The sequence below is a fragment of the Methylotuvimicrobium sp. KM2 genome, assembly GCF_038051925.1.
Classification (GTDB): Bacteria; Pseudomonadota; Gammaproteobacteria; order Methylococcales; family Methylomonadaceae; genus Methylotuvimicrobium.
The window spans coordinates 309,175-321,300 of sequence record NZ_CP150634.1 but is presented as its reverse complement, the minus strand read 5'-3'; the positions used below and the strand labels follow the sequence as shown (position 1 = coordinate 321,300).

Below are 12,126 nucleotides of genomic sequence, written 5' to 3'. Positions count from 1 at the left end.
CGCGCTGAATCAGCCATAAGCGGGCAATGGCCGGAATGTCAACTCGCTCATTGGCCGAGATAGCGCCGAATATCCACTGCATCGATCTGATCAGTGCGCAGGTAACGTTTTGCGTACTCCAAATAGGCGCCGCTACGCAAGAAAAGCTCGAAAACATCACGGTCCACATGCTGTTCTTGCACCATTCGATGTAGTATATCGAGCGCGGCGCTGATCGGCTTTGCATCTTTATACGGTCGATCGGCCGCTGTCAATGCTTCGAAAATGTCGGCCAACACCATGATGCGTTCCGGAATCGAAAGGTCTTTGGCGGTCAATCGGCGGGGATAACCTCGCCCGTCCAGCGTTTCATGATGGGTGGAAGCATAGCGCGGCACCTGGAGCAGATCTTCGGGCAACGGCAATTTATCGAGCATTTTGATCGTGCTGATCATGTGCTCGTTAATCTTAAAGCGATCTTCTTCGGTCAAGGTTCCCCGTGTCACCGTAAGATTGTGCAATTCGCCCAGATTGTAAAGATGTTCCGGTATCGCCATTTTGATGCCCAAGCGCTCATCATGAATGTTGTTGCGCAGGCGCTTGATGATATGCCAAGACTTATCCGCCAACAGTGGCTCCGTGGCCGGCAGCGGTGTTTGCTCCTCGGGATAGCGTGCAAGTTCGATCGGAGATAAACCTAATCGGTCGTCGAAATGCCGCCGCCAAGTGATGCGAGCCAATTGATTCAGCCTATCGATATCGGCCTCGCTCATGCTTTCACCGCCCAAATTGCAGTTGGCAACGAAGGCAAAATCCTCTTGTAATTGTCGTTGGCGTTGCTCTAATTCATGACGATTTCGTTCCTCATCACTCGGCGCGGTCAAGTACTGCTTCCAATAGTCGATTTCGGCATCGCGCCACAACACTTCGAAGCGCATTCGGATTTCGTGAATGCGGTTATAAATCGTCTCAAGCTTGGTGCTTTTATCGATGATGTGCTCAGGCGTCGTAATCTTGCCGCAGTCGTGCAGCCAAGCTCCGATACGGAATTCGCGCCAGGCATCTTCGTTACCGAAACCGAATGTATCGAATGGCGGTCGACGACTCTCTTCGGCTTTTTGCGCCAACAAGATTGCCAGCTCCGGAACCCTCGCACAGTGCCCCGCCGTATAGGCCGACTTGTCATCGATGGCTTGGGCGATCAACTGGATGAACGATTCCATCAATTCTTCCCGTTCTTTGGCATGCTGCCGTATCGAATGCGCCATAGTCATCATCGAACCCGATAGCTCATCGATTTCGATAATATGGCTTTCCATCGGATCGAGTTCGCCGTATCGGCGCCGTTTAATCTTTTCGTTTTCCAGAGCGAGATGCTTGATCGGCTTAACAATCAACGAGGCCAGCCAAAATGCAAGCGGCAACAAGAACAAAAGGCAGCCGCCGGTAATCAATAACACGGCATTGACTTGAGCAACTGCAGGGGCTAGCACGGCAGATGCCGGCGTGATCACGGCAAAAAAATCGGCCGCCCGATGGTTTTCGCCAATGGCCTGCACATAGACAAAGTGAGGCTCGCCATCGAGCTCCATTTTGTGCAGTTGATTGAGGTCGGTCGACTTCGAAGCCAAACTGACGAGCTCTTGGTATGGAACCATAGCATCCTGAGCAATGCCCCTCTCCGCATCAACCAGCCAGCGCGCATTTAACCAACTTTGCTGCTGTTCGCCTAAATTATCCAGAGCCAAGTTAATCAACTCGATAACTTCTTTTAGTTGCGGCCGCACTACAAAGTGCAGGCTGTTGGGAATGTTTGATTCCCCCCAATCCAACTCCTCATAGATCGCGACATCATCGAAGAAAAACTGCCGTGCCGTATAATGCAGAATAGCGGCAGTATCGAGGCCGGCATCGACCTCGCCTCGCCGCACCGCATCGAATAACCCCCGAACGCCATCGACTTCGACAATGTCGATGCCCGGAAACATTTGCTTGAAAGGGGCGATGATGGACCAACCGGCCGGTATTGCAACCCGTTTTCCCTGCAATTGTCGGATTGATGTAACAGGCGTTTGATCCTTGCGCATCAGAATACCATCCGATGGCTCGGCAAAGGCCTTGCTCAATATACCTAAAGCGGCGTTTTGTTCGGTACCGACCACCGGCTGCAAAATATCGATCTGACCGGTACGATACATCGCGACCAGCTGAGGCCAGCTATAACCGTTGACATAGTCGAACTGCAAGCCGGTCATTTGCTCGATCATCGATAATACGTCGATAGCATAGCCGAATGGTTCGCCGGCGATGACAAAATCGAACGGCGGCCAATCGAGCTCGTTCGATACCGTCAATATGGGATTTTTCTCTACCAATTGCCGCTGTTCATCGTTAAGTACGAGGGGCTCGACTTTCGGCATCACAGTCGGCGGCATTCGACTTTCACTAGAAGCAATGATTTCGCCACTGCCTTGATAGAGATAAATGCGGCTATCTTTGCTCAACATTTGTTCATTGAGCTTATCGGACATAGCAGACAACGCAATATCGACCGCCAGAACCGCATCCTGACCGGCAATCCGCATCGAATAAGTCTGGCCTGGCGCTTGAAGATGTTGAAATTGATAGGGAGCGGTTTTATGGACTTTGCCCAATTTGGCTTGTATATACCACGGTCGCTTGCTGGCTAAATAGTCGCTCCGCTCTGTTCGGCTGGTTCGGAGATTAAATTGTTCGTCGTAATAGTGAAATGCCCGAATTCGCCGATCGCCTTTGCCCAAGACCGTGATAACGACCCACCTGTCCTGCGGCAATGCCCGTAATTGCATGCGCACGGCTTCGCTCGTATTCAGATTGATCAGCTCGTAAAAGTCGCCATCGCCAAAACCGATATAAGCGGCATAGAACAAAGGGTTTTCATCGAGCACTTCGGCAAAGATGTCGCGTGTTCGCTCCGTCACTCGGCCTTCGCTCAAAATATCGGGATTACCGGCCAGAATGCGCGTGGCATCAACCGCGCTTCGATCCATGGCCGTCAAATAGTCACTGGTACTCGCAGCGGATTGGCGATAGGTAATCAGAGTCGATTCGACCGCCAATGAGCTCGTAAAATAAAATTGCAAACTAATGGCGACAATCACAGTCAGCGACGTAATCAATAAAAACAGGCTGACAACAGTGATCTTGATGGAAAGCTTAATTTGCTTGTTCTTCTGCGATATTGTCATTGTTCCCTTCATCCTAAAAAATCAGCCAAGCATTCTAAATCCCGTTCGCCCTCGACCTTGTCGAAGGATGGGCAGGAATTAGAATGCCCATCCAATGGCCGACGCTTGGAATCGGCTCATGTTTCGACAAGGCTCTCCTGAGCGCATCTGAAGGGCTCGGCAAGAACGGATTCCAAGCGCTCCAATGATTTCTTTAGGTTCATGAGTCCCTTCGGTGACCCCCACATCGAAAAGATATCCGTCCGGAACATGCCAGTTTGTCTTGGAGCAATCATGAAAAAATATATCCGCCGCCGAAATCCCGCTTTTACGCCTGCTTTATTGAACCGGATAACCCACCGGCAACAGATACAACGGGCGTTCATTTTTAGCCAATCGAACGACTTCGGCCACGCGGCGTTCGTTGAATGCGCCGACCGGCACGCCGGCTAGCCCTTGAGTAGTTGCTTGCAGCAATAGATTCTGTGCCGCATGCCCGACTTCGATCGGGACATAAAGATTCGCGCGCTCTCGATATTTAACGGCGGTTCTTTCGAAAACAGCGGTAAAGACAAAAACGGCCGGCGCCGAACCGACTGCATCTTGGTCTAGCGAGGCTTTTTGCAGCTCAAGGCGACGATCGCCTTCAACGATGCGCTTGAGTTCGTGATGCCGAGGGTCATAGCGATAAATTCCGGACGGCAGTACGACATAGGTTTCTAGCGGATACAATGCACCGGCCGAAGGCGCCGCACGCAGGCCGCCCTTTGTATCGGTAATGCCTTGCGCCGCCCAAAGCAATTGCCCGATCTGCTCGATCGATAAAGTTTTTGCCGCAAACGCCCGTATTGAGCGTCGTGCGGCGATGCTTTGTTCCAGCGACATCGAACCGACAACTTTCGCTTGCGGCAGATGTATCGTTTCGTCAAAAGCGATCGCTTGCGAGAAAAGCACCATCGGGATCAATCCTATCGAGTTCACGGCTTGCACCTCAGTAGTCGTCTAGATCCAATTTAGTGTAGCATTTCGGCAAGTTTTCAGTGCGGATTTAGACCCATGCAACCGGTACAAGACATACTGAACCGCATCCGATGGGACGAGCATTGGGCAGGCGACGAATTCAAGATCGGCTATTACGACCGGGTCGAGAATAGACTGATCGTTCGTTGTAGCGTTCAATGAAATCCGTTTCCCGAAGGGCGATCATTTTACCTTCGAGTTAATCGACCAAGACGGCGAATTGCATTCGGTGCCCTATCACCGCGTCAAGGCGATCTTCCGCAACGGCGATTTGATTTGGCATCGCGAGCATTAACGACATTAATCAAACGCCACAACGTCTTGGATCCGATGTGCCTTAATGAGGCAGGTTAACCATGAAGCACATGAAACTCATAAAATATTTCAAGAGGTTATCCATTTATTTTGAGCATTCTTTCCGAAGAGCAATATTGTCTTGCGAATGCACGGCAACCTATTGAATTAGCTTTTTATTCTTCAAGATCTTCATGGTGTAATGCATTTTTCTAGCATGTGAGCATAAGAAAAAAGGTAAACATTCGGTCAACCCCTAATGCCACTAAGTTAACCCGGCATTAAAATTGCTTCAACATTAGATCGCCCTTAATTTGGTCTGCCTTACGTTTTGCTAATAGCTGTTCTTTGTTCTGAGCGCGCGGCGCGGATAAATAAGGAAACGGGTTTGTCGGTCGCCGTTTCACCGCTCTCGGCTCAATTCTCGCTTCACGTTCGCCGATAGTTTTGGATGCCACGATCCCCAAGACGTTGTTAGTCCAATTCAACAGGGCTTCACCGGTCGCTTGAGCGAGCCTCGAAGCGAATTCTTTGTGGCTTCCCAGGGCTTCCGTAAAACTGATTCGGCACGGCCAAACGTGATGACGTATGCCGGCTTGCAGCATGAGCAAGCGAATCAGGTTGTAAGCCAGCAGGCATACGGTTAGCTCTTTTCGCGCCATTGCCGGTGTTTTGCAGTGCAATGGCTCCATCTGCATGACCTTTTTGATAAAAAGCAGATCGATTTCAATTTGCCAGCGGTGCCGATAAAATTTCCGTAGCGCGTTTTTGCGATAGCGCCTGGCATCCAACAATGTGGTCATGTAGGTTCTGCCATAGAGACGAAAGAACCGCACGGTGATACGCTTCGGCAAGGCCGCATGCGCTTCCGGCGTCATCCATTCCGGGCGCTTCGTCCTCCTGAGATCAAATAGACGATCAGTGGAATCACCGCGCAAGCACACGCCTTGCGACCAATCGATTTTGCGATTGCCTCGTACCGGGCATAATAGATCGCACGGCGTTCAAGTACTTGAGCTATCGTCCAATAGTTTTCGTAATATCGGTCCAGTAGGCAGACATCATGGGCTTGCACAGTGGTTGCCACCAACCGTCTGAACAAGGCGGTTTCGCCCGTTCCTTTGCCGCAGTACGGCGCGACTTCCGCGCCCAACAGGCCGCCGTGATTAAGCGAGGCCACGATTTCAAAACGCAGAATCGGGAAGCCCAAACCGGCCTGTTGATTGGATTCTTGTGGGTAAGTCGCTTGGTTGGCGCGGGTATCCGCCAAGGTTAGTGTGCTACCGTCGACCAGTTTAACGGGATGGCCTCGCCAGGACCAGTGCGTTCGACTCGCCGCTTCCAATCGTTCCCCGGTATAGTGGATGAGTTCTCGTGGTAAACTTTCCGGGAGTTTTTGCCGGGCTTGGCAATACGCGGAAGTATTGCCCGAACAGCGCGCTTGGCCACGGTCGATTTGTTCGGCTTGCACCGATTTGACTGCGTCGCTGCAACTGCCATGATTCAAAGCTTGCCGGATGAACGCCAGCAAAGTCACGAGCGGCGTCCAAATTCGCTGCCGGAGCGTGTGCGGAACTGCCTCTTCAGCGTCTCTTAGGAGTCGCTGGAGAGGTTCGGTCGGCAATAAATATTCAATGCCTTGGGCATCGAGTTGTAAAAATTGCTTTTTAAAGCGTTCGAGTTGTTCTTGGGTTGTGGGATGAGTTGCGCACACTCTTTTCCTATTTTTAAGGGATGTTGATGTCAACTCAATCTTACCAAATAGCAACGCTATTGTTTTAAGCGTTTAATTTTTCTGCTATTTTGAATAGGCAATTTAAATGCCATATTAACTTAGTGGCATTGCGGTCAACCCCTCCTTGACATGGCGCAAGCTATTGAAATCATACAAAAATTTATTAACACCATTTACTTCGAATCTTTTCAATATATTAATTTATATAAATATTATAGGAGTTAGCCGAATATGTACGAAAAAAATAAAACGTAGGCTTACTGTCAAAATCGTAGCCGAAAAAATATCAAAATCGGTTGAACGGCAACAGGAATAACTGTCTACGCCCTGAAGGCAGGCAGCGTTAAGACTTCCCGCCAACTTTCGTTACGCATTGGACTACTAGATTTGAGCAATCTCATCGATAGCATCAAGCAGCTTATAAACATCAGTATACGGATTCCATTGATAAGGTTGGGCCCTTGAAGATTCGGAGCTTTGCATCGTTTGCCTATTCATTATTTCTGCTCTTCCTCTCGCCGCTTTTATTTCGTCTTCCTTGAGCACACGAAAAACGGATTGATCGCCTTTGTCATAATCGGATATCCCTCTTTTTTGGCATTCGTTGCGCAATGCGCTGTTCTTCTTCAAATTATCGTAATCGCTATAGGGCGCGCAGGTTTTCTGAAAATGCAATAGCAACCAGACTTCAAAACAGACATTGGTAAGAGCGACCGAAATGCCGTTTTTCTTAGCTTTGTTATAGGCTTCGGCATGAAGCCGCTCGGAATATTTCAGTTCCGATTCACGATCATATACGACCCAAAAAGCATCCCATTCTGGAGATTGCATTTGTGCGCCGGCAGCCTCGTCGACTAATTGTTTCGGCGTATTCTTTCTAGTAGACTCAATCTTTATGACTTTCAAGCGCCGATTGGTAGGAAAAAACTTATCGAGATAACCGTTAATGTAGTTGGGTTCCGTTTTTTCGCCTTCGCAAAAAATATGCAAAATCGGTTTTACATCTTGCTTCGGTCTATTATTCTTTTTCGGCATTGGCATCACCGGAATTAAATAGGGCAATAATGCCTTGATAATTGATCGCAGGAATTCCGCCGAAACGGCCTTCGGCATACCACTGGTAAAAAGGACTTTGCGGTTTGACTTTCTTTTTGTCAAAATCATCCAGCGAATAAAATACCGTTGCGCCTTGACGCTTTTCCGTAAACCAGATTTGATCCCGCCTTAACAGATCCGGCGACATCAGATTGATATTATGGGTCGAAAAAATAAGCTGGGCATTCGCTTTATTGATGCGCGGTTCGTTGAAAAGCTTAATGATCAGCTCGGCCATAAACGGATGCATGCTGTTATCTAGCTCGTCCATGATTAATACGCCGCCTCCACACAAAGTTTCAATGATAATGGGCGCTAAATGAAAAAACTTTTGAGTACCGGAGGACTCTCTTTCTTCATCAAATAATTCGCTACTACCGGCGTCCGACAAGTGTGTAAAAAAAGGTTTATTTTTTATATCCTTGAATAGACGCGTTTTGATGTTTTCCGGAATGCTTTCAGGCAGCTTGATTTCATCTTTATCCGTAATTTCCTGAAATCGAACATTGGAAATACCCGTATCGACTAATGATAAAAGAGCGCTTACCTTACCGACCAGCTCGGTTTGCTCAAACCAATTCAGTTTTACCATGCGTTCGTTGACGCCCTGATGCAGCAAGTTCCTAAAATAATTGTAAACATTACGAATCATCTTAGGCGCATCCGCACTATCCCCAGCTTTGGATAAGTAGGCGTTGTTTGCAAAAAACGGCAGCCGTTTTTTGCCGCCCTTGTATAAACTGCCAAAAATGATCGTTTGCCAAGTGTCTTCCGAACCTCGATCGAACACCGAAGCCTGTTGTGCGGAGGGGTAAAAAACCAGGCTTTCTTCGAATATTCTGTCTGCGGAAAATGCCACGCAATATCGGTAACGCAGAGCCTTGCCGGGAATGGCACCTGATTCGGGAACAAAAAACTCGATTTCAAAACGGGTTGGTGACGATTTAGTCTCTTCAGACAACAAATACGGATCGTAACAAGGAATGGTTTCCCCTTCTTTCAAATCTCCGGAACCGATGATGATGTATTGCAACGCATGAAACGCAAGCAGTAGATTCGATTTCCCCGAAGCATTCGCGCCGTATATGCCCGCTGACTTTAACGCGCTGATTTTATCCTTTGCCGGATAGCCGATATTATCCAACAAATGACTGCCTGGCGTTTCCGCGTGCAGGCTCAATGTTTGCTCGTCTTTTATCGAACGAAAATTACTAACGGTAAAGTCGACAATCATAATTTATAAATTTAAATACTAATTTTTGTTTAAAACTTATTAAAAAGCAGCATTCTACTTGATTATCGTCAATTATAATAACGAATCAAGCTGATAGTTGATCAATTCCATATCATTGACAATATCGGCCCGACTATCCGAACTGGAGCATTACGGTCAGTGTGCAGTTTGATCTTTACGGTCAATTTTTTCGTTAATCGTTGCCATTACTGTGAAAACGGCAATTTGTCTTGGGAATATTTCTTAAGCGCCCCCCGAGTCTTGTAATCCCGACACGAACTTTACAAACTAACGTTTCGGAATTTGATTCCGTCAAAAAATTGATTCATAGATAATTGATCTATAAGCATATTATAAGACTCTTTGTAATTATTGATAGCTTGAATTTGTCAACTCATTAAATAATCAAACATTTAGCCACCATTTGTTTTCTCCCTACCGTCTAATAGAATCAATAATTTACGACTCACGAACTCTAAAACTTTAGTTGCAAATTTAAGCTAACCAGCGCAAAACATTGCGAACAGATTTTCAAAACCCTCCTAGCGTTAGAACCCTTAGCAGCACTCAGCAATTCCCAATTTAAAACCCTGATAAAATAAGGGGCACTTAAAACTAATCAATCGCAACATTAATAAAACCATTGGTAGATACAAATGGACTTGGAAATAATTGACTTGATACGTCGCACCTTCGAAGACTTACCGGACTCCCGTAAACCCGGCAACAATCGGAAATACAGGATAGAAGATGCCGTTCTGAGCGCCTTGTCGGTGTTCTTCACGCAAAGCCCGTCTTTTCTGGATTATCAGCGACGGATGGACAAATTCCACAATCGAAATAACGCACAATCGATTTTTGGTGTTCATCAAATTCCTTCGACCAGCCAAATCGGCAACTTGCTGGATCCCATTGCACCGGGAACACTCTATCCGGTGTTGGCCGAAGTAGGAGGCAGATTGTACACACAAGGTTGCCTGAAGCCGTTCGTGAGTGTTGGCGTTACCCTATTGGTGGCGCTGGACGGCACCGATTCCTTCAGTTCGGAAAAAATTTCCTGTCCATGCTGTACCCAACAAACGCTGAAAAACGGTCAGATCTTATACCGTCACACGCGGGTGACACCGGTCATTGTTGCTCCCGGACAAAGTCAGGTAGTACCTTTGCCGCCGGAATTTGTTCGCGTCCAAGACGGCGTGGACAAACAGGATTGCGAACTGGCGGCGGCCAAGCGTTGGCTGACGAAGTGGGGGGCTCATTACGCGCCGCGCGGCATCACTGTGCTGGGTGACGATTTATATTGTCACCACCCGTTTTGTGAGGCCGTGCGTGCGCAGCACATGGATTTTCTGTTCGTCTGCAAGCCTGATTCCCATGTGCTATTGTTCGAATGGCTCGACGATTTTACCCGAACCGGTGAGATTCAAACGCTCGAGAAAAGCCGTTGGAACGGTAAACAACGAATGACCGAACGCTATCGGTATTTCAACCAAGTCCCACTCCGCAACAGCGACGATGCGTTAATGGTCAACAAGCGCGCCAAGATTTTTCGCGAAAGCTGAAATGGGGTCCGTCCGATTTCAGCAGCGAAAAATGACTTGGCGATTATTGCCTTCGGCGGCCCCGATTCGCCCTGCGTCCGTGCCACTACGCCACATCATCGTAAACTCGATGCGGCTCCGTAGCACTCCCACAAATGGCTTTACGCCGTGTCGCGATGCCTTGTATTTTGCCTCCGCCTGCGCTATTCGCGCAGACTCCGGCAAAACACCCGGCGCTACGGCTATCGGGGACTAAAAATCTTCACTTCGCTAACGCTCCGTTTCCAAGATTTTCAGCGTTGGTGCGAAGTGACGACCCTCAATGCCAAACAAGAAGCGGTCTACCGTAATGCCTGGGCAACGTAACACACTCTCGACGAACACAATGTAATCGAGATGGTCGCCGCGGGCCGCGCCCGTTGGAAAATAGAGAACGAAAACAACAATGTCCTCAAGAACCATGGCTATCATTTCGAGCATAACTTTGCCCACGGCAAGCAGCAGTTGTCCAACTTCTTGGCCACCCTTAACTTATTGGCTTTTCTCACCCATACCGCTCTTGAATGGCTGGACGAGGCTTACCGTGCCGTCCGCAATGACGCGCCTTCCAGGCGGACATTCTTCGAACAATTCCGAACCTTGCTTCAATTTATGCCTTTTGATAATTGCAGCATCTGATGCGGTTCATGCTCTATGGTGAAAATCAAATACCTAGGAAAACGTAAGGTTTTAAATTGGGAATTGCTGAGCAGCACTTGCATTAAGCTCTTTTAAAATTCGGCATGGTATACTTAAAATAATTTTCTGCTCTATTTTTTATAAAGACGCGGTTATTCCTAAATATTAAGTCGGATATAAAATGATAAATTCGTATTTGTCTATTAAGCGCTGATCCATGTCCAACCAACCGAAAATAATCGATGTTTTCGCCGGCGCCGGCGGCCTAAGTTTAGGCGCAGCCAGAGCCGGTTTCGATATTGCTGCAGCCGTAGAAAACGATCCGGAAGCCGTCGAAACTCATATCAAAAACTTTCCCTCCTGCGCTCATATCGTACGCGACGTTAGCGAATTAACCGGAGCCGATTTGCTAAAAGCGGCGAATATTTCCCGAGGCGGACTGGACGGATTGATCGGAGGGCCGCCTTGCCAAGGTTTCAGTCGTATAGGTAAGAGGGATACCGGAGATTCGAGAAACGATTTATTCAAACATTTCTTCAGATTGGTCGAAGAAACCCAACCCGTTTTTTTCGTAGCCGAAAACGTACCCGGAATATTAGATAATGGTTACGATAGAATCCGCGAGGAAGCGTTCGAATTAGTTTCCCGAGATTACGAGCTTCTGGAGCCGATTAACGTTAAAGCAAGCGATTACGGGGCGCCGACTGTTCGAACTCGCATTTTCTTTATAGGCTACCGTAAAAATTGCTCGCGAATGCCGGAACGAACCGATTTTAGGCCCCGCAAAGACATCGAACCTATTTGCGTTGCGGAAGCGTTGAAAGGTCTCGTTTTGGATATTGATCCCGACTGGATCGACGTGGAAAGCGGTTGGCAGCCAGTATCCCTTTCCGGAAGAAGTGGTTTTTTCCACACCAGAATTAGCGATGCGATTCCGAATAAAATCGGCGATATATCGTCGATAGAGCGATATTTAGGAAATAAAGAGGTCTCCGGCTGTATGGGCACAAGGCATTTGCCTCATGTTATAGAACGATTCGAGTCGTTGAATTACGGCGAGCGCGACTCCGTTTCGAAAGCCGTCAAATTGAACCCGAAAGGATTTTGTCCGACCTTAAGGGCGGGCACCGGAAAAGACAAAGGCAGCTTTCAAGCTGTCAGACCGATTCATTTCGCTCGCCCGAGAGTCATTACTCCCAGGGAAGCCGCACGACTGCAAGGTTTTCCCGATTGGTTCGTTTTTCACCGGACCAAGTGGCACAGCTTCAGACAAATCGGTAACAGTGTCAGCCCGATCGCTGCCGAGCATTTGCTTTCGGCGATAATAAAAAATATAGTTTAATG

At 48.1% G+C, this 12,126-nt stretch carries 11 protein-coding genes; 5 read left to right on the top strand and 6 right to left on the bottom strand.

Features of this window, described 5'->3' with window-relative positions; all coding sequences use genetic code 11:
- Positions 1–47: 47 nt before the first annotated feature.
- Complete coding sequence (locus tag WJM45_RS01435) at positions 48–3,206, bottom strand: HD domain-containing phosphohydrolase (protein ID WP_341327227.1); 3,159 nt, start codon at positions 3,204–3,206, stop codon at positions 48–50.
- Between the two features lie 318 nt (positions 3,207–3,524).
- A complete protein-coding gene (locus tag WJM45_RS01430; RefSeq protein ID WP_341327226.1) occupies positions 3,525–4,166 on the bottom strand; it encodes a SagB/ThcOx family dehydrogenase in 642 nt (213 codons plus the stop codon).
- Between the two features lie 75 nt (positions 4,167–4,241).
- Between WJM45_RS01430 and WJM45_RS01425 the strand changes: the two genes are divergently transcribed.
- On the top strand, positions 4,242–4,367 hold the full coding sequence (locus WJM45_RS01425; RefSeq protein WP_341327225.1) for an RNA repair domain-containing protein: 126 nt from the start codon (positions 4,242–4,244) through the stop codon (positions 4,365–4,367).
- Position 4,368: 1 nt separating this feature from the next.
- Positions 4,369–4,500, top strand: coding sequence for an RNA repair domain-containing protein (locus WJM45_RS01420; RefSeq protein WP_341328900.1), 132 nt, complete (start codon positions 4,369–4,371; stop codon positions 4,498–4,500).
- Positions 4,501–4,780: 280 nt separating this feature from the next.
- On the opposite strand, the gene WJM45_RS01415 is transcribed toward WJM45_RS01420, so the two are convergent.
- The 4 genes from WJM45_RS01415 to WJM45_RS01400 form a co-directional block, all read right to left on the bottom strand.
- Positions 4,781–5,377: a transposase gene (locus WJM45_RS01415; RefSeq protein WP_341327224.1), complete on the bottom strand. Its 597-nt coding sequence runs from the start codon at positions 5,375–5,377 to the stop codon at positions 4,781–4,783.
- Positions 5,374–6,213: a hypothetical protein gene (locus WJM45_RS01410; RefSeq protein ID WP_341327223.1), complete on the bottom strand. Its 840-nt coding sequence runs from the start codon at positions 6,211–6,213 to the stop codon at positions 5,374–5,376. The genes WJM45_RS01415 and WJM45_RS01410 overlap by 4 nt, the downstream gene beginning before the upstream one ends.
- A gap of 402 nt (positions 6,214–6,615) precedes the next feature.
- A complete protein-coding gene (locus tag WJM45_RS01405) occupies positions 6,616–7,269 on the bottom strand; it encodes an RloB family protein (RefSeq protein WP_341327222.1) in 654 nt (217 codons plus the stop codon).
- Positions 7,253–8,563: an ATP-binding protein gene (locus WJM45_RS01400; protein WP_341327221.1), complete on the bottom strand. Its 1,311-nt coding sequence runs from the start codon at positions 8,561–8,563 to the stop codon at positions 7,253–7,255. Before WJM45_RS01400 ends, WJM45_RS01405 begins: the two co-directional genes overlap by 17 nt.
- Positions 8,564–9,219: 656 nt before the next feature.
- On the opposite strand from WJM45_RS01400, the gene WJM45_RS01395 reads away from it, so the two are divergent.
- The 3 genes from WJM45_RS01395 (at position 9,220) to WJM45_RS01385 (ending at position 12,124) form a co-directional block, all read left to right on the top strand.
- Positions 9,220–10,125 (top strand): ISNCY family transposase, encoded by a 906-nt coding sequence (locus WJM45_RS01395; RefSeq protein ID WP_341327220.1) that lies wholly within the window; start codon positions 9,220–9,222, stop codon positions 10,123–10,125.
- A gap of 375 nt (positions 10,126–10,500) precedes the next feature.
- The gene (locus WJM45_RS01390) at positions 10,501–10,782 is read left to right on the top strand and encodes a hypothetical protein (protein ID WP_341327219.1); all 282 of its coding nucleotides are present in this window, start codon (positions 10,501–10,503) and stop codon (positions 10,780–10,782) included.
- 217 nt (positions 10,783–10,999) lie between these two features.
- The gene (locus WJM45_RS01385; RefSeq protein ID WP_341327218.1) at positions 11,000–12,124 is read left to right on the top strand and encodes a DNA cytosine methyltransferase; all 1,125 of its coding nucleotides are present in this window, start codon (positions 11,000–11,002) and stop codon (positions 12,122–12,124) included.
- The last annotated feature ends 2 nt before the right edge of the window (positions 12,125–12,126 follow it).

What these genes read in the sequence shown, in the direction of transcription:
- WJM45_RS01415 (WP_341327224.1), bottom strand. Translation starts at nt 5,377, where the DNA reads ATGACGCCGGAAGCGCATGCGGCCTTGCCGAAGCGTATCACCGTGCGG.
- WJM45_RS01390 (WP_341327219.1), top strand. Translation starts at nt 10,501, where the DNA reads ATGGTCGCCGCGGGCCGCGCCCGTTGGAAAATAGAGAACGAAAACAAC.
- WJM45_RS01395 (WP_341327220.1), top strand. Translation starts at nt 9,220, where the DNA reads ATGGACTTGGAAATAATTGACTTGATACGTCGCACCTTCGAAGACTTA.
- WJM45_RS01435 (WP_341327227.1), bottom strand. Translation starts at nt 3,206, where the DNA reads ATGACAATATCGCAGAAGAACAAGCAAATTAAGCTTTCCATCAAGATC.
- WJM45_RS01385 (WP_341327218.1), top strand. Translation starts at nt 11,000, where the DNA reads ATGTCCAACCAACCGAAAATAATCGATGTTTTCGCCGGCGCCGGCGGC.
- WJM45_RS01405 (WP_341327222.1), bottom strand. Translation starts at nt 7,269, where the DNA reads ATGCCGAAAAAGAATAATAGACCGAAGCAAGATGTAAAACCGATTTTG.
- WJM45_RS01425 (WP_341327225.1), top strand. Translation starts at nt 4,242, where the DNA reads ATGCAACCGGTACAAGACATACTGAACCGCATCCGATGGGACGAGCAT.
- WJM45_RS01400 (WP_341327221.1), bottom strand. Translation starts at nt 8,563, where the DNA reads ATGATTGTCGACTTTACCGTTAGTAATTTTCGTTCGATAAAAGACGAG.